The following is an 18,404-nucleotide window of genomic DNA, read 5'->3' as shown; positions in this document are numbered from 1 at the left end:
AGCCGTAAAACAACACTAACGGACAATACCGCGCGTTGAGGCATTAAGAGAATCGATTAACACTTGCAATGCGGGGCTATCATTAACAAATGGATTCAACTCCGCAAGAGCTTCATCTAATGTCAATCCACGGCGATAAATAATTTTGTAGGCTTTACTCAAGAGTGCAATTTCGTCTTTGCTAAAACCGCGGCGACGCAGACCTTCGACGTTAATATTCTTCGCTTCGGCAGGACTTCCATTCACCATTATGTATGCAGGTACATCCTTACCAATCGCACTGCCCATACCTGAGAAACTGTGGGCTCCGATTTTGCAAAACTGATGCACAAGAGTGAATCCACTCAAAATTGCCCAATCGCCAATATGCACATGTCCCGCCAGAGCAGTGTTATTTACCAAGATACAATTGTTACCAATAACACTGTCATGGCCAACATGCACATAAGCCATTAGTAAATTGTTATTGCCAATTGTAGTTTCACTGCGGTCTTGTATGGTGCCGCGATGGATGGTCACACCTTCTCGGATAACATTGTTATCACCAATAACTAAGCGTGTCGGTTCACCCTTATATTTTAAATCAGGGGTGTCTTCACCAATAGTAGAGAACTGATATATGCGGTTATGTTTGCCAATTTTAGTTGGGCCTTTCAACACAACATGGGAAGCAATAATGCACCCTTCTCCAATCTCCACATCAGGACCAATTACTGTCCAAGGGCCAACCTGTACATCAGAAGCAAGTTTGGCATCGGGATGGATAATTGCGGATGAATCTATCAAAATAAGCTCTCACTCGTCCAAAACAATTTGCGATCAGGTATTTTGATCATTTAGAGTTTACGATCTGCGCAGAGAATGGTTGCAGAGGCAGCCAATATTCCATCAACACTGGCTTTACATTCAAATTTCCAAATACCACGCTTTTCCGAAATGACACGCGACTCCAGCTGTAACCGGTCACCTGGAATAACCTGGCGCTTGAAACGCACATCATCAACACCGGCAAACAAATAAATAGAACCATCCTGTGGTTTTTTATTCATTGTTTTGAAACCCAAAATACCAGACGCTTGAGCCATAGCCTCAATAATCATTACACCGGGGAAAACAGGACTTTGAGGGAAATGCCCATTAAAAACCTCTTCGTTAACGGTAATATTTTTATACGCGATAATTGATTCACCCTCAATCAACTCCACAACGCGATCCACCAACAAAAATGGATATCGGTGAGGTAAATATTGGCGAATTTCGTTAACGTCCATCATGGTGCAAGCCCCAAGCAATCAATTAAAATTTATTCCGCACCATGAGTGCGTTCGAGTTTTATTAAGCGTGTAGCCAAGTTATCCAATTGACGAAAACGCGCGGCATTTTTGCGCCAATCTTTTGTTGGTGACAAAGGAGTACCGGAAGAATAAGAACCCGGTTCATTGATAGATGCAGAGACCATGCTCTTACCAGAAATATGAACTTTATCCGCTAAAGTCAAATGACCGGCAATAGCAACTGCACCAGCTATCGTGCAATTGGCACCTATTATTGTGCTACCAGCAATTGCTGTATGCGCAGCAATTGCTGTATTGCGCCCGATGCGTACATTGTGGCCTATCTGCACTTGGTTATCGATAATTGCACCGTCGTCAATCTCAGTATCGTCGAGAGCACCACGATCAATACAAGTACATGCACCGATTTCTACCCTATTACCTATTTTTACTCCGCCCAACTGATGGATCTTAACCCATCCGCCTGCATCTGGAGCAAACCCAAAACCATCCGCACCAATCACACAACCACTATGTAACGTGCAATCAGCACCAATAATCACCCCGTGATAAATACTCACGTTGGCAGCCAAACGCGTATTTTTACCAACTACACTATCATTGCCAACATAACTGCCCGGGCCAATAATGACGCCATCGTCAAGAATAACGCCATCACCAACAACAGCATTAGCGCCAATAGAAACCAACTCACCTAACTGACAATCAACGCCAACTACGGCTGTAGGATGAATTCCAGAATAAGGCGGGCGCAGCACTTCAAAAACAGCAGAAAGCTGCGCATATGCAAGATACGGGTTTTTTACAATCAACTTATTCCCGCTGTATTCCTTGGCAAAATCCGGGTTAACCAATAAGGCTCCAGCTTTCGTAGATGCGAGAAATTTTTTATACGCGGGATTAGCAATAAAGCTTAAATCTTTTTGTGTCGCTGACTGCAATGTTGAAAGCGCTATTATTTCATGCGATGGATCACCAACAACCTCAGCATTCACTCTGGTCGCTAGTTCTAACAATGTATAAGAGCGCTTCACAACACAGCAACCTGTTGCTATTTTGCTTTATCAAGCAAGGCAGTAACTTTGGGTGTCAGATCATTTTCAGGCTTTGCCATCATGACTGCTTTGGCGTCAACAATCATGGTGATTTTTTCTGAATCGACCAACTGTTTGACTACTGACTCCATTTTGGGACCCAGCTCTTGCATAATTTGCTGCATAAGCGCTTGTTGTTCAGTTTGCAACTTTTTGCCCTGAAATTGATAATCTTGTCCAAGGCTTTGCAACTTCTTCTCACTCTCTGCACGCTTTTCAGCACTCCACGTCATACCATCTTTTTGATACTCAGTTTGCAATGCTTTGATATCTGCAGCCAAGCCATCTAATTTTGCTTTTGCTGCAGCAAACTCAGCACTTTTCTGCAATTTTTCAAATTTCGCTTTAGCTGCAGCAGTTCCCATCACAGCAGCTGTCGGATCAAGAACAACTATTTTGCCTTGCGCCCAAGACACTGCCGACACCAAAGACAATACAACAGCAGCCAACATGTTTTGTGTAACACTCACAATCTATTCCTCTTTAATGAGATAAAACATTTATTGTTAGAAAGTTTGCCCCAAGGAGAACTGGAACACTTCTGTTCGATCATATTCATTTTCCCTAAACGGTTCGGCAATACTAAAAGTCATAGGGCCAAAACCGGATATCCAAGTCAAACCAAACCCGACTGAGGCATTAATACGATCAACATCAACGCCATAACAATTCAATTGGGTTGCACCACAGTCAGTATCAAATACGTTACCTGCATCTACGAAGAACGTCGTTTGCAGAGAACGCTGATCTTTAATAAATGGCAGTGGAAATAAAATTTCCGCCCCCCCCTGAATCAACACATTACCACCAAATGCACCACGGGTACGGCTGGTGTATGTGCTCCCCACTATTAGATCGCTTATCAGCTCGCCTGGATTACAGAGGCGCGGATACCCATCGCTATTAGCACCTACACCTGGAGCATTTGGATCTTCACACAGCACGTAAGCCAAGCCGCCGCGCTCATTAGGTTGAGCAATACCATCGCCATTGAGATCATCCCACACGGTAGCGGTTGTTGTTTCATCATCACTTCGACGCGGAGAACTACGTGGACCGAGAGTGTTGCGCTCAAAGCCACGAACCGACCCAAAACCACCCGCATAATAGTGTTCAAAAAATGGAAGTTCGTCCAAATCACCATAGGAAGCCGCGTAACCCAAGCGAGTATGTAAACGCAACGTTAGAGAACGCGTTAGAGGCTTGAAAATTTGGCCATTGTAGTCGAACTTATAATATTGCAGGTCGCCACCAGGCAGAGAAAGCTCAAAGCTTAATTGCTGCGAAGCACCACGATTTGCTAAAACTCCACGATTGAGAGTTGAACGCATCCAATACATACTCAACTGAGCATCATTAAATGTATCGCCATAAATATCAAGGAAACCGGGAGCGCCAAGCATATCCTCAGTAACTGTTTTAATTTCATAGCTACCGTTGGGGTAATCAATTCCCTGCTGTGCTCTTTGGATCAAGTCATAATTTTCTTGCTGGGTTATATAGCCAATTCTATCGCTCCAAAATGGACTGCGAATAATTTCCTGTGATGAATACCCTGTAGGTTCAACTTCCAAACTACGCAAACCGATATCAAAACCAATGCGCTCAATATCTGAAATAGGATAACCAAAATTTAGTTTTCCTCCATATACGTTTGTACTGTAAGGAGTAATGTTATACGAGCCATAGTCACTCTTGGTGTAATACAAATTCACACCACGGCTTACACCATCAGGTGTAAAATAAGGGTCGTTGTAATTAAAGTTATATGCTGTCTGATAACGATTGTGACTGAAGCTAAAGCCTACCTGCTTACCTGTGCCAAACCAGTTGTTTTGTTGAATACTTGCAGAGAACAATAATCCAGAATACTGGGCATAACCTACTTGCAAACCCATACTGCCCGATGGCTGTTCTTCAACCGTGTATTCTACATCTATCTGATCCGAAGTACCCGGAACCTCTTTATTTTCTACTTTCACTTCTTTAAAGAAACCCAAACGCTCCAACCGCACTTTTGAATTTTCAATTTGTGCAGAGTTTGCAGAACCGCCTTCCATTTGACGCATTTCACGGCGCAACACCTCATCGATCGTTTTAGTGTTACCGCGAAAATTAATACGATTCACATATGCGCGTTTGCCAGGTTCAATAAAGAAAGTAATTTTTACGGTTTTATCAGCGTCGTTTCGTTCTGGCATCCCTTCTACTTTGGCAAAGGTATACCCCTCATTACCCAAACGTTTGGTAACGTATTCCTCAGAAGTTGTCATAAGAATTTGAGAGAAAATCTGATCCTTACGCATCAAAATCATGCGGCGGATAATTTCCTCATCGATAGCCGGATCACCTGCCAAATCGATTTCACTGACTTTATAAATGTCACCCTCTGTAATGTTGATCGTAATAAAGATTTTGGCCTTATCAGGACTTAATGAAATTTGCGATGAGTCAATTTTGAAATTTAAATAGCCGCGATCCATATACCAGGATTCCAGCCGCTCCAAATCACCCTTCATTTTTTCTTTGTTATATTTGTCATTACCTGATATCCAAGACCACATACCTGTTGTTTTTAATTCAAAAAGATCAGCCAACTCTTCTTCGGTATAACTGTGGTTACCGACAATATTGATTTGCTTGATACGGGATGGGCTGCCCTCGTCGATCTTTACCAGAACTTTAACCTGGTTACGGGGCATATCTTCAATTTCAATATTGACACTTGCACCATAGCGCCCCTGATTTACGTATTCACGCTGCAATGCCTGAGTTATGCCTTCCAAGGTAGCGCGCTGGAAAATTTGGCCTTCTGATAAATTATTGTCTTTAAGACTATCCATAAGGTTTTCAGTCTTAATAGCCTTGTTGCCTTTAAGTTCAATACTATTGATCGCCGGGCGCTCTTTGATGACCAATACCAATACATCCCCATCACGTTTAATCGCTACATCCGAGAAATAACCGATCTTAAACAGTTCGCGGGTTGCATTTTGAATATCAGACTGAGTCAGTATGTCACCTACCCGTATAGGCAGAGCACTGAAAACTGTACCGGCTGAAACACGTTGCAGCCCCTCTACACGGATATCACTGACACGGAAAGTTTGCGCTTGCACAGCACAAGACAGCAAGAGCACCAAAAAACAGCCAATAAATCGCATCAAAACTCGCTTCATAGAATTTGTTCTAATCATAAATGGATGTTGGTTGCGGTTAGGGGGATCCAATTAAAGCCGCAGTATGTCGTTATACAGCGCTAGCACACTTAGACTTATCACTAGAAAGAGTCCAACCTGATACCCTAGCATCTGCACTCTGTCGGACACCGGTTTCCCCTTTATTACTTCAATAAAGTAATAAAATAAGTGGCCACCATCCAACACAGGAATAGGTAAAAGGTTAAAAACTGCCAGAAATACACTGAGCAGAGCGACAAAACCAATAAAACTTTTCAAGCCACTCTCGGCCGAAGAGCCCGCCACCTTAGCAATGCTTATCGGTCCACTCAAGTTTTTCGTGGAAATTTCGCCAAGAATCAATTTTTTGATTGATAAAAGAACAAATCCAGAGGTTTCCCAGGTTTTATTGACCCCTGCGACAAACGCACTGACCGGATTGTATTCGTAGGTACGGATTAAACTTTCAGGTAGTGTGTAAGTTTGAACTCCAGCACCGATACGCCCGATCCTGTGCCCATCCTCCTCAACAGCATCAGGAGTTAGCTGGAGATTTATTATCCGCTCGCCGCGCTCCAGACTTACATTAATGCGGTTTTCTGGATTCTTTCGTATGAATTCAACCCAGTCAGGCCAATTGTCTACATCAACATCATTGACCTGCAAAATACGATCGCCAGTTTTAAACCCGGCCTTTTCTGCTGCTCCACCAAATGCAACTTCACCAACTATCGCTGGTATTGGAAGATGCAAAGTAATACCCATACCTGCAACGGGATTAGGATCAACAGCATCCCTCATCCAATCAACCAGTTGAGCTTTAGTTTCATATTGAAAATGTGAGTCAGAATAAGCAACCGTTATGCTGATCTCTCCAGTCTCTCCCAATCGATTTAATAAGGCTTTATTCAAGGCTTGCCAAGTAGGAGTTAAGCGCCCATCAATTGCAATAATTTCCTGTCCAGCTTCTAGCCCCGCCTGAGCAGCAATAGATCCAGGAGCTACCTGACCTATAATTGGTATGAGATCTTTTTGCCCTTGCAGTAATAGCCCCCAGAACAAGAGAATCGCAAGCATAAAATTGGCGATCGGCCCAGCAGCTACAATCGCAATGCGCTGCCATACATTCTTATTATTAAAGGCAAACTGACTCTCTTCAGGAGAAACAACAGATTCTCGCGCATCCAACATTTTGACGTAGCCACCCAAAGGCAATGCAGCCACAGCATATTCAGTCCCTTGACTGTCGCGACGAGACCAAAGCACTCGCCCAAAACCAATTGAGAACCTCAATACTTTGACACCACAGCGACGAGCAACATAAAAATGCCCAAACTCGTGAATGGTGACCAAGATCAGCAATGCAACCAAGAAAGACAAAATTGTCTGGATTAATTCCACAAGAAAACCTCGAACCAATAATTACCAGGTTGCTATCAGTTGCTGCGCAAGAGCGCGAGCCTCAGCATCAGCATTATGGATCTGCGCAAGGCACTCCGGCTCACTCGGAGCAATTCGCGACAACACATGATCAATAACCACAGCTATTTGATCAAAGCGGATTTTACGCTGTAAAAATGCAGCGACAGCGACCTCATTCGAGGCATTAAGTAATGCAGGCGCAGTGCCTGACACTTCAGCCGCTGATTGCGCCATCCGCAGGCATGGGAATCGTTCGTAGTCAGGGGCACTAAAATCCAGGCGCGCAATATTGATCAAATCCAAACTGGATACACCTGATTCAATTCGTTCAGGCCATGCCAATGCATGTGCAATAGGTGTGCGCATATCTGGATTTCCCAGTTGCGCCAAAACCGAGCCATCAATGTACTCTACCATTGAGTGGATGACGCTTTGAGGATGAATAACTACCTCAACTTGTTGCGGGCGAGTATTAAATAACCAACAAGCCTCTATCAACTCCAACCCTTTATTCAGCATGGTCGCTGAATCAACTGAAATTTTTTGCCCCATACTCCAGTTGGGATGGGCGCACGCTTGCTCAGGGGTAACACGCGAAAGCTCCTCAATAGGTGTATTACGAAATGGACCACCCGAAGCAGTCAAGAGGATTTTTCGCACCCCACTGGAACCCAATCCAGCAGCAAGATAATCGGAGCGATGATTGGGTAAACATTGGTAAATAGCATTGTGCTCGCTATCAATCGGCAGTAACACCGCTCCGCACTCAGCTACTGCGCGGGTAAATAGCCCTCCCGCCATAACCAGCGCTTCTTTATTTGCCAGCAATACTTTTTTGCCCGCGTTGACAGCGGCCAACGTTGGGGTCAAGCCCGCAGCACCTACGATTGCAGCCATGACGGTATCAACATCTTCATGACTAGCAACCATCTCCAATGCAGTAGCACCTTGCAACACCTCGGTTTCGCAACCTTGTCGACGCAGTTCGCGCTCCAACTCCAGCGCACCCAAAGGGTCACTTAAGACTGCATAACGGGGTCTGTAGGTGAGACATTGGGTTGCCAACAATTGCCAGCGACGATCTGCAGTCAGCGCAAAAACCCGATAGCGATCCGGATGTCGCGCAATCACATCCAACGTACTAACGCCAATAGACCCAGTCGCCCCCAGGATAGTGATTTGTTGCAAATTGGTTGGCATAAATCAACTACCTGCACCAGGCGCAATAGCACCTGTCACCAACAAGGCCAGCGCAAAAACGGGGGCACTTGCTGTGATTCCATCAACACGGTCAAGAATACCGCCATGACCAGGTAAGATATTACCGCTATCTTTCACACCAGCATGACGCTTGACCATGCTTTCTAATAAATCACCCAATACAGACACCAAACTGGCAGGCAGAATCACACACAAAATCCACAACAATCCGACATCCAATACAACCGCCAGCATCAAAGCCAACAAACAGTTGGCAAGAAGCCCACCTGCAAACCCTTCCCATGTTTTACCGGGACTTACCGCTGGCGCCAATTTATGCTTTCCGAAACGACGCCCCACGAAATAACCACCACTGTCAGCCAGTGCCACAACAACTATTAAAAGAAACACCAACCAAGCACCATCAGGCAACTGTCGAACATATACCAATGCCACCCAAGTCGGGATTAATACCAAGACCCCCATAATCAGGCGCAATAACTGGTGCCCCCACAACAAACTGCTATTGGGATAACCTTGCACCAAAAGTAAGGCTATCGCCCACCAGCTGCAGCCAACAACCAATAAATTACGTATCGCATCATCAGTAAGACGCAGACGAATCTCACCGACAAAACCAAAATAAGCTGCAACTCCAATTAGCAACATCAATAGCACAACGGAGTACAGAAGACGCTGCCAGATAGCCGTAAGTCCCGATAAACGAGCCCACTCCCAAGCGCCAATTAATAAGACTGCGCCTATGAAAAAAGAGAAATACCCTGCAGGCAATACAAACAAAGCAGCCAGAAAAATAGCTGTGAGTATCAATGCGGTGATGACACGCTGTCTAAGCATTAAGAGCCCCCGCATCGATTTGATCACCTGTCATCCCAAAGCGACGCTGACGATCATTAAAACTCATTGCTGCTTTTTTAAGTTCTTCGCCATCAAAGTCAGGCCAGAGCTTATCGCTAAAAAATAATTCGGCATAAGCACATTGCCATAATAAAAAATTGCTAATTCGAATCTCACCGCCAGTGCGAATCAACAAATCCAGTGGCGGCAAATCAGCAAGACACGTATGTTGATGAAGTGCATTCTCGTTAATGTCTGACAATGCCAATTGACCATTCAAAACTTGCTGTGTCACTTTTTTTGTTGCCTGTGCTATGTCCCAACGGCCACCATAATCAGCCGCAATAACCAAGGTAGTTTTACCACCGCGGGTCAGCTCTTCAGCGTCATCAATCGCTTTTTGAATTGAGGGAGTGAAGCGCTCACGGTTGCCAATCACCCTTAAGGCAACACCTTTTTTCTTGAGGGCTTTAGCTTCATTTTTGAGGTATAGCAAAAACAATGACATCAAAGCTTCCACTTCGACGGGTGGGCGACGCCAGTTTTCACTGCTGAAAGCAAAAACAGTCAACACTTCTATACCTAAATCCTGACATGCCGACATAACATCGCGGATACGCTCAACACCCACTTTATGGCCAGATACACCAGCCATTCCGCGCTGCTTGGCCCAGCGATTGTTGCCATCCATAATAATCGCCACATGGCGAAGGATATTGTCAGTCACGCGCATCTCCCAACGACAGGCTGAAGTTATCAACAAGCATCAGCCTGTTTTTCTACATTTTTGTAATACTGTTTTTTTGCAATGCAGTTATTGTGATAACAAGTAAGAACACCCGGCCTGGCAATACCAAGCCGGATAAAGAGGCAGATTAAATAGCCATCAAATCTGTTTCTTTTGCAGCCAAAGCCTTATCAACTTCAGCAATGTATTTGTCAGTGATTTTTTGAATATCGTCTTGTGCTCGACGATCGTCATCTTCGCCAATCGCTTTATCTTTTAATAACGCTTTTACATCACCCAATACATCACGACGCACATTGCGCACCGCAACACGGCCGTTTTCTGCTTCTGCACGAGCTTGTTTGATGAAATTTTTACGAGTTTCTTCAGTAAGCATCGGCAATGGGATACGAATCAAACCATTGGTTGTTGAGGGATTCAAACCCAAATCCGACTTCATAATCGCTTTTTCAATCGCCGGAACCAAATTGCGCTCCCAAGGGCTGATTGACAAAGTACGCGCATCTTCGATATTGATGTTGGCAACTTGGCTCAATGGGGTCTGAGTGCCGTAATAATCTACAGTGATGCCATCTAACAGACTTGGGTGAGCACGGCCCGTGCGAATTTTGTTGAAGTTATTACCCAACACTTCAATCGCCTTTTTCATGCGTGCTTCAGCATCTTTTTTGATGTCATTAATCATGATTTATCCTCTTCAATCAAAGTACCTTCGTTGCTACCCACAACAATATTCAATAATGCACCTGTTTTATTCATGCGGAAAACACGTACAGGCATATCGTGTTCACGACACAGACAAATCGCAGTCAAATCCATCACTCCCAACTTTTTATCAAGCACTTCATCGTAAGACAACCGGTCGTACTTTGTCGCCGTTGGGTCTTTTTTCGGATCTGCGGAATAAACACCATCCACCTTGGTAGCCTTCAGTACTATATCTGCATCCACTTCAATTCCACGCAGACAGGCAGCGGAGTCAGTAGTGAAAAATGGGTTGCCAGTACCAGCAGAGAAAATGACAACTTCGCCAGAGTTAAGAAAGCGCACTGCACGGCGACGATCATAGTGTTCAACCACACCACTCATAGGGATCGCTGACATCACACGCGAAGAAATATTAGATCGCTCAAGCGCATCACGCATCGCCAGAGCATTCATTACCGTTGCCAGCATCCCCATATGGTCGCCAGTCACACGATCAAGCCCAGCCGCACTGAGCGCAGCACCGCGAAACAGGTTGCCGCCACCAATCACCAAACCGACCTGAACACCTATACCCACTAATTGACCAATCTCCAGTGCCATCTTATCGAGCACTTTAGGGTCAATACCAAATCCTTCGGTTCCCATTAGCTCTTCACCGCTGAGCTTCAATAAAATACGCTTGTACTTTTTATCCCTTGGGCTGGACATAAATGCTCTCCAAAACAATGAGTTAGCTATCAACACCCGCCCACACCGGGGGGTCAAAAAAATCGGTGCAGTGTAACAGAAAAAAAGAGGCCGGGTGTCGCCACCCGGCCTCTTTTTCACTGCTGCGATGCCACACTTGTGGCACCCAAGCTTACGCCTTGGCAGCTGCTACCTGGGCAGCAACTTCAGCAGCAAAGTCCACAACAGCAACTTCAATACCTTCGCCCACTTCCAAGCGCACAAAGCTCTTCACAGTTGCACCACCCGCTTTAGCGAATTGCGCAACAGTTTGCTCTGGATTCTTAACGAAAGGTTGATCAACCAAGCTAGCCTCTTTAAGGAACTTGCTGATACGACCAACAATCATCTTCTCAACGATCTCAGCTGGCTTACCTGCCATGTCAGGCTGAGCACGGATAATTTCTTTTTCTTTTTCTACAACATCAGCCGGCATTTGATCAGAGCTGACTACAGTTGGGTTAACTGCTGCTACGTGCATAGCGATATCCTTAGCAACTTCTTCGCTACCACCTTCCAACTGCACCAATACCGCAATGCGATTGTTCAGGTGCAGATAACCACCGACAACGCCACCCTCTACCAAACTAATGCGACGAACACTGATTTTTTCGCCAATCTTTTGCACTAGCGCTTCACGAGCCGCTTCCAACTCACCCACCATAACAGCAGCAACATCAGTTTGCTTGGTGGTGAATGCTTTTTCCAATACGCTATTCACGAACGCCAGGAAGCCAGCATCGCGAGCAACGAAGTCAGTTTCAGAGTTAACTTCAACCGCAATACCGTAGCTGTTATCAGCAGCTACTTTAACGGCAACAACACCGTCAGCCGCAGTGCGACTTTCTTTTTTAGCCGCTTTCAAACCAGATACTTTACGCAGGTTTTCAATCGCCAGTTCGATATCGCCATTGGCTTCGCCCAAGGCTTTTTTACATTCCATCATGCCAAGACCAGTGCGGTCACGCAGTTCTTTTACCAGTGCAGGAGTAACAGCGCTCATGGTTAATTCCTCAAAATAAAAGTGTTCGAATTCAGTTTGAAAAAAGGGGGCCTAGCCCCCTCTTCCGACAACCCTGCGAACAACGCTAGCAGGGCTATATGTCATTTGATAACTGCAGCCATTGAAATTATTCAGCAGCACCTTCTGCAGCAACATACTCATCTTTGTTTGGTACAGATGAAGCAGACTTGGAGCCTTCAAGGCACGCATCAGCGATAGCACTTACGTACAATTTGATTGCACGGATAGCGTCATCATTACCGGGGATTACGTAGTCAACGCCTTCAGGGTTGCTATTGGTGTCAACGATACCAATTACAGGAATCCCTAATTTGTTAGCTTCTTGAATAGCAATACGCTCATGGTCAACGTCAATTACAAACATTGCATCAGGCAAACCAGCGATGTTCTTGATACCGCCAATTGAACGCTCCAGCTTTTCCATATCGCGGGTACGCATCAGAGCTTCTTTTTTGGTCAGCTTAAGGAAGGTACCATCTTGGCTCTGGGCAGTCAGATCAGACAAACGACGGATCGAAGCACGGATGGTTTTGTAGTTAGTGAGCATACCGCCCAACCAACGATGACTTACGAATGGCTGACCAGCGCGTTCAGCTTGTTCTTTGATGGTCTTTTGCGCAGCGCGCTTGGTACCAACAAACAGAATTTTTTTCTTTTGCGACGCCATTTGCTGCACCAAAGCCAAAGCTTCGTTAAATGCAGGAACAGTGTGCTCAAGGTTAATGATATGGATCTTGTTACGCGCACCGAAGATGTATTTGCCCATCTTTGGGTTCCAGTAACGGGTTTGGTGACCGAAGTGGACACCGGCAGACAACATGTCGCGCATGCTTACTTGTGGCATTTTAGTATTCCTACTGGGTTAGGCCTCCATACATCCCGCTCACCAACCAGCATGTTCGCTATCGCGACCATTAGGCACCCAGGTTTTGCGTGTCGATATATGTGTGACGTTTGTTAAGTTAAATAGCTATTGAATTCCCGATTTTTCTGGCAGAAATGACTCATCGCCGAAAAATGAGGCGCGCTTTATACCACAAGCGAGCGACATAATATACCGAAAAGTAAATAGGAAGCCGAAATTGACTGCCGGAAGGGACTGTAAGGAACTGATTAGCCACTAGGCCGCCTCACATCGGACTTGTATACTAGTAGAATTCTTCATCAAAAACCCAGAGATCCCATCATGAAAGAAACCTGGCGCTGGTTTGGCCCCAAAGACACAGTCAGCCTGCAGAGCATCGCCCAAGCAGGTGCTACCGGAATAGTTACTTCACTACATCACATTCCCACCGGCGCTACCTGGCCTATGGCAGATATATTGGAGCGTAAAAAACTCATTGAAGATCATGGGCTTGAGTGGGCTGTGATAGAGAGCATCCCTCTTCATAACGACATCAAAACCCGTACCGGAAATTTCCAGCAATACATCGACAACTACAAGGAATCCCTGCGCAACGTAGGTGCCGCGGGTGTCCGCGATGTGTGTTACAACTTTATGCCTGTTGTTGATTGGACCCGCACTAATCTCAACTACACACTTCCTAATAATGCCCGCGCCCTGCGCTTTGAGATGAGCGACTTTGCCGCTTATGACGCTTATATACTGCAGCGCCCCGGTGCCGAAGAGTCTTATCACCCCGACGTACTCGCCAAAGCCAAAGCACGTCTGGACGCAATGACTGCAGAAGAAAAAACCCTGCTAGAAAAAAACATCATCGCCGGTCTTCCTGGCGGCGAAGGCTCTTACGATCGCGAAGGCATTCGAGCCGCCATCGACCTGTTTATTAAAATGGGTGATGAAGGCATGCGCGCCAACTTATTTGCCTTTCTGAACGAGGTAATTCCAGTAGCAGAAGAAGCCGGTGTGCGCATGGCGATCCATCCTGATGATCCACCTTTTTCCCTATTTGGTTTACCTCGTGTCGTCTCCACCGCTGATGACGCGCGCGCCTTGCTCAATGCAGTTCCCAGCCCCTCTAACGGTTTGACACTATGTGCCGGCTCCTACGGTGCACGCTGCGATAACGATTTAGTAGCAATGGCACGCGAATTTGGTGATCGCATCTATTTCGTTCATTTACGCAATATCAAACGGGAAGAGGATGGCTCCTTCTTCGAATCCGACCATCTTGATGGCGACAATGACATGGTTGGCCTGATCGAGGCATTGCTGGATGAAGAAGATAGACGCAAAAAGGCAGGGATTGAGCTGCCTCCAATCGCAATGAGACCAGATCACGGCCATTTGATGGGCGACGAAATCGGAAAAACGGGCATCAATCCCGGCTATTCATATGCTGGGCGGATGAAAGGCCTGGCAGAATTGCGCGGCGTAATTCATGCCTTGACAAGCTTGCGTCGCCGCTCAGCCTGATAACCTCCCCCAACCTCTCCTCATATAAGAAGGGCCCCTGATAGCCCTTCTTTATCTTGCAGTTTTATAAGGCATCGACTTTTCAATCGACACGATTAAGGATGACCTTGGGCAAATTAGCCCGGAATCGTTTAGAATACGGCATCTTTTTAATCACCCCCGAGATCGCCTGAACTCATGTCAGTTATCATTAAAACCCCTGAAGAAATCGAAAAAATGCGTGTTGCTGGCCGCATGGCAGCCGAAGTACTGGAAATGATTGGCCAATATGTCCAGCCAGGCGTCACAACAGCTGAACTGGATAAAATTTGCCACGACCACATTGTGAATGTGCAAAAAGCCATTCCCGCCTGTTTGGGATACCGCGGATTTCCAAAGTCGATTTGCACTTCAGTCAATCAGGTCGTATGCCACGGCATTCCCTCTGACAAAAAAGTGTTGAAAGCGGGTGACATTATCAATATCGATGTCACTGTGATTTACGAGGGCTACCACGGCGACACAAGTGCCATGTATTTTGTTGGAACCCCAGCACCGCATGCAGAACGATTGGTAAATATCACACAGGAATGCATGTATAAGGCGATCAAACTGGTGAAGCCAGGATGCCGATTAGGCGATATTGGCCACGTTATACAACAACATGCAGAAGGCAATTATTATTCCGTGGTACGTGAATACTGTGGTCATGGTATTGGTAAAGTATTCCACGAAGATCCACAAATCCTTCACTACGGCCGTCCCGGTACGGGCATGGAGTTAAAAGAAGGAATGGCCTTCACCATCGAGCCGATGATCAACGCAGGCAAACCACAAACCAAACTAAAAAGTGACGGCTGGACAGTAGAAACAAAAGATGGCCGGCTTTCCGCACAATGGGAGCACACCATGGTGGTGACTAAAGATGGTGTGGAGGTATTAACTGCTCGTACTGGCGAAGTTTTTTAATCGATGAGCCTATCTAATTTTTTTTCGCGGGTTTTCAATAAACCCGCGCAAATTGAAAACACCACAACAAATTCTAACTACCCGCCGCAAGAAAGCGATGTCATCCAGACAACCCAAACCCCCACAGAACCCAAAGTGATTCCCTACTTTGAACGGCCACTTTTTTTCTTCGACCAAAGCCGTTTTCGTCGCGCATTAAACGAACAACCGATTATCACTGTTTTTAAAGACGCCATTAACGCCGCAGGAACGCAAGCAAATCGTCGCTTTATTGAAGGCGAAGATATACGCGCACTGGTGTATGAGCGCGCATTATTTATCGATTGCGTTTTACATTACGCATGGCACCAGTTCGAGTGGCCAGACAGTATCAGCCTTGAAGCAGTGGGCGGCTATGGTCGCGGAGAGCTGCATCCAGCATCTGACATTGATTTATTAATTCTGCATCGACCCGAGGTATTTGAGCGCTGCAAAGATAACATCGAAAAATTTCTAACCCTTTTATGGGATATAGGTCTTGAGATTGGCAGCAGCGTGCGCACTGTCGAACAAACAATTGAAATTGCACGCACCGACATTACAGTTGCGACCAACATTATGGAGTCGCGCACCCTGATAGGTGACCCAACACTACGCCACGAATTACTGGAAGCATCCAGCCCTGATAAAATCTGGCCAATCGAGGAGTTTTTCCGCGCGAAATATCAGGAGCAATTAGATCGTCATAAAAAATATAACGACACCGAGTACAACCTTGAACCTAATATCAAAAATGCACCGGGTGGATTGCGTGATATCCAAACGATTAATTGGGTCACCAAACGCTACTTCGGTGTGCGCACCTTAAAACAATTGGAAGGTAAGGGGTTTTTTACTGACGAAGAATATTCCTTACTTAATTATGGTGAAGAATATTTATGGCGCATACGTTATGCATTACACATGACTGCAAAGCGCCCTGAAGAAAGATTATTGTTTGACTACCAACGCGAAATTGCAAAATCCTTCGGTTATGTAGATGGCCATGAAGGTCTTGCTGTAGAACAGTTCATGCACAAATATTACCGTACGGTATTGGCACTGCGCGAATTGAATGATGTAGTTTTGCAATTCCTGTCTGAAGTGATTTTACAAAAAGGTAAAACCAAAAGTGTGGTATCACTCAATGAACGCTTTCAATTGCGTGATAATTTTATTGAAGCAACCCACACTTATGTTTTCGAAGAAAATCCTTCAGCACTGCTGGAAATGTTTGTGCTCATGGCACAAAACCCGGATATACAAGGCGTGCGAGCATCCACTATTCGCTGGATTCGTGAAAGCCGCCATTTAATCGATGACAACTTCCGAAACAATCCTAAAAACACCCAGTTGTTTATTAAATTATTACAACAACCAGCAGGATTAGTAGAACAACTAAAGCGCATGTCGCGCTATGGTATTCTCGGCCTATATCTACCCGAGTTCGGCCAAGTAACAGGACAAATGCAGCACGATTTATTTCACATTTACACGGTGGATGCACACACATTAAAAGTAGTGCAAAACATGTGTAACTTTTTGCTGCCATCTGCAAAAGATGATTTTCCCGTTGCAGCCACTATTATGAACCGGTTGCCAAAACTGGAACTGCTTTACATCGCTGGTTTATATCACGATATCGGTAAAGGCCGCGGTGGAGACCATTCCACACTAGGCGCTGTAGATGCGGAAGAATTCTGCGTACGCCACGGCATTTCACCACGCGAAACACGCCTGATCTGCTGGCTGGTTGAAAAACATCTACTGATGTCACAAGTATCACAGAAGCAAGATATCTCCGACCCCGAGGTGATCCATAATTTTGCCTTGGCAGTTGGCGATCAATTGCATCTGGATTATTTGTATTGTTTAACCGTGGCAGATATTAACGGCACTAACAAAGAATTATGGAATACCTGGCGCGCCAGCTTGATGCGCAATTTGTATTTGGATACCCGCCGCGCATTGCGTCGCGGCCTGGAAAATAATGTCGATAAACAAGACTTAATAGAAGAAACCCAACAAGCTGCCATTCGCAAACTTGCGCGCAAAGGTTTAAACAAAGAACAAGTACTCGCCCTGTGGGGCGACATGGGTGATGATTATTTCCTGCGTGAAAGCTTCGTGGATATTACATGGCACACACAAGCCATTGCCGCACGTACTGACGACAAGCCACTGGTACTCATCAAGAAAACCACTAACAAAGAACTTGCCGGTGCAACCCAGATTTTTATTTATAGCAAAAACCAAAAGAATGTATTTGTGGCAGCCGTAACGGCATTAAGCAATTTAAACCTGAATATTCAGGATGCGAAAATTTACAGCTCTAAAGCAGGCTACACCATCGATACCTTTTTTGTGCTCAATGAAAATGGTGAACAACTGGGCAACAATGCAACGCTGCTCAAAAAAATCCAGCAAGCACTGATTGATGAACTGAGTCTGGTTAATGACAACTATCGCGAAGTCATTGGCCGCCGCACTCCGCGCCGACTCAAATACTTTGCATCGCCTACCCGCACTTCACTCAACACCGATATGATCCGCAACTGCAGCGTATTAGAGGTGACCAGCCCTGACCGACCTGGTCTTCTGGCGTGTATCGGGCGGATTTTCATGGATTTCGATATTCAATTGTTGAATGCAAAAATTACAACACTTGGAGAGCGAGTAGAAGATATATTTTTCATTGTTGATAGTGATGGAAAGCCTTTAAGCGATCCCGATCTTTGCGGAAAACTTCAACAAGAAATCCGCGAGCAATTAGACAAACGTGTCGATAAACATTAATTCTTACTGAT

At 45.4% G+C, this 18,404-nt stretch carries 16 protein-coding genes; 3 read left to right on the top strand and 13 right to left on the bottom strand.

Features of this window, described 5'->3' with window-relative positions:
* Positions 1 to 15: 15 nt before the first annotated feature.
* The 13 genes from lpxA to rpsB form a co-directional block, all read right to left on the bottom strand.
* Positions 16 to 786: an acyl-ACP--UDP-N-acetylglucosamine O-acyltransferase gene (gene lpxA / locus B2739_RS14045; RefSeq protein ID WP_331346479.1), complete on the bottom strand. Its 771-nt coding sequence runs from the start codon at positions 784 to 786 to the stop codon at positions 16 to 18.
* 50 nt (positions 787 to 836) lie between these two features.
* Complete coding sequence (gene fabZ / locus B2739_RS14040) at positions 837 to 1,274, bottom strand: 3-hydroxyacyl-ACP dehydratase FabZ (protein ID WP_331346478.1); 438 nt, start codon at positions 1,272 to 1,274, stop codon at positions 837 to 839.
* Positions 1,275 to 1,303: 29 nt separating this feature from the next.
* Positions 1,304 to 2,329, bottom strand: coding sequence for a UDP-3-O-(3-hydroxymyristoyl)glucosamine N-acyltransferase (gene lpxD, locus B2739_RS14035; protein ID WP_331346477.1), 1,026 nt, complete (start codon positions 2,327 to 2,329; stop codon positions 1,304 to 1,306).
* A gap of 17 nt (positions 2,330 to 2,346) precedes the next feature.
* Complete coding sequence (locus B2739_RS14030; RefSeq protein ID WP_331346476.1) at positions 2,347 to 2,859, bottom strand: OmpH family outer membrane protein; 513 nt, start codon at positions 2,857 to 2,859, stop codon at positions 2,347 to 2,349.
* Between the two features lie 36 nt (positions 2,860 to 2,895).
* Positions 2,896 to 5,568: an outer membrane protein assembly factor BamA gene (gene bamA / locus B2739_RS14025; protein ID WP_331346475.1), complete on the bottom strand. Its 2,673-nt coding sequence runs from the start codon at positions 5,566 to 5,568 to the stop codon at positions 2,896 to 2,898.
* 51 nt (positions 5,569 to 5,619) lie between these two features.
* Positions 5,620 to 6,969 carry an RIP metalloprotease RseP gene (gene rseP / locus B2739_RS14020; RefSeq protein WP_331346474.1) on the bottom strand — a complete coding sequence of 450 codons (1,350 nt, stop codon included), beginning with the start codon at positions 6,967 to 6,969 and terminating at the stop codon, positions 5,620 to 5,622.
* A 21-nt stretch (positions 6,970 to 6,990) separates the two neighbouring features.
* On the bottom strand, positions 6,991 to 8,190 hold the full coding sequence (gene ispC, locus B2739_RS14015) for a 1-deoxy-D-xylulose-5-phosphate reductoisomerase (protein ID WP_331346473.1): 1,200 nt from the start codon (positions 8,188 to 8,190) through the stop codon (positions 6,991 to 6,993).
* A gap of 3 nt (positions 8,191 to 8,193) precedes the next feature.
* Entirely contained in the window at positions 8,194 to 9,048 is an 855-nt protein-coding gene (locus B2739_RS14010) for a phosphatidate cytidylyltransferase (protein ID WP_331346472.1), read from the bottom strand.
* A complete protein-coding gene (uppS, locus tag B2739_RS14005; protein WP_414633233.1) occupies positions 9,041 to 9,781 on the bottom strand; it encodes a polyprenyl diphosphate synthase in 741 nt (246 codons plus the stop codon). The genes B2739_RS14010 and uppS overlap by 8 nt, the downstream gene beginning before the upstream one ends.
* A 142-nt stretch (positions 9,782 to 9,923) precedes the next feature.
* On the bottom strand, positions 9,924 to 10,481 hold the full coding sequence (gene frr / locus B2739_RS14000) for a ribosome recycling factor (RefSeq protein WP_331346470.1): 558 nt from the start codon (positions 10,479 to 10,481) through the stop codon (positions 9,924 to 9,926).
* Positions 10,478 to 11,212, bottom strand: a complete 735-nt coding sequence (pyrH, locus tag B2739_RS13995; RefSeq protein ID WP_039911917.1) for a UMP kinase — start codon at positions 11,210 to 11,212, stop codon at positions 10,478 to 10,480. Before pyrH ends, frr begins: the two co-directional genes overlap by 4 nt.
* A 151-nt stretch (positions 11,213 to 11,363) precedes the next feature.
* A complete protein-coding gene (tsf, locus tag B2739_RS13990; protein ID WP_331346469.1) occupies positions 11,364 to 12,233 on the bottom strand; it encodes a translation elongation factor Ts in 870 nt (289 codons plus the stop codon).
* 127 nt (positions 12,234 to 12,360) lie between these two features.
* A complete protein-coding gene (gene rpsB, locus B2739_RS13985) occupies positions 12,361 to 13,098 on the bottom strand; it encodes a 30S ribosomal protein S2 (RefSeq protein ID WP_331346468.1) in 738 nt (245 codons plus the stop codon).
* Positions 13,099 to 13,440: 342 nt separating this feature from the next.
* On the opposite strand from rpsB, the gene uxuA reads away from it, so the two are divergent.
* From uxuA to B2739_RS13970, 3 genes are all read left to right on the top strand, one after another.
* Positions 13,441 to 14,631: a mannonate dehydratase gene (gene uxuA, locus B2739_RS13980; protein ID WP_331346467.1), complete on the top strand. Its 1,191-nt coding sequence runs from the start codon at positions 13,441 to 13,443 to the stop codon at positions 14,629 to 14,631.
* Positions 14,632 to 14,808: 177 nt separating this feature from the next.
* The gene (map, locus tag B2739_RS13975; protein WP_331346466.1) at positions 14,809 to 15,579 is read left to right on the top strand and encodes a type I methionyl aminopeptidase; all 771 of its coding nucleotides are present in this window, start codon (positions 14,809 to 14,811) and stop codon (positions 15,577 to 15,579) included.
* 3 nt (positions 15,580 to 15,582) lie between these two features.
* Complete coding sequence (locus B2739_RS13970; protein WP_331346465.1) at positions 15,583 to 18,393, top strand: [protein-PII] uridylyltransferase; 2,811 nt, start codon at positions 15,583 to 15,585, stop codon at positions 18,391 to 18,393.
* Positions 18,394 to 18,404 lie beyond the last annotated feature (11 nt).

The organism is Cellvibrio sp. UBA7661, assembly GCA_002483365.1.
Classification (GTDB): Bacteria; Pseudomonadota; Gammaproteobacteria; order Pseudomonadales; family Cellvibrionaceae; genus Cellvibrio.
This window is presented reverse-complemented; position numbering and strand designations above follow the sequence as displayed.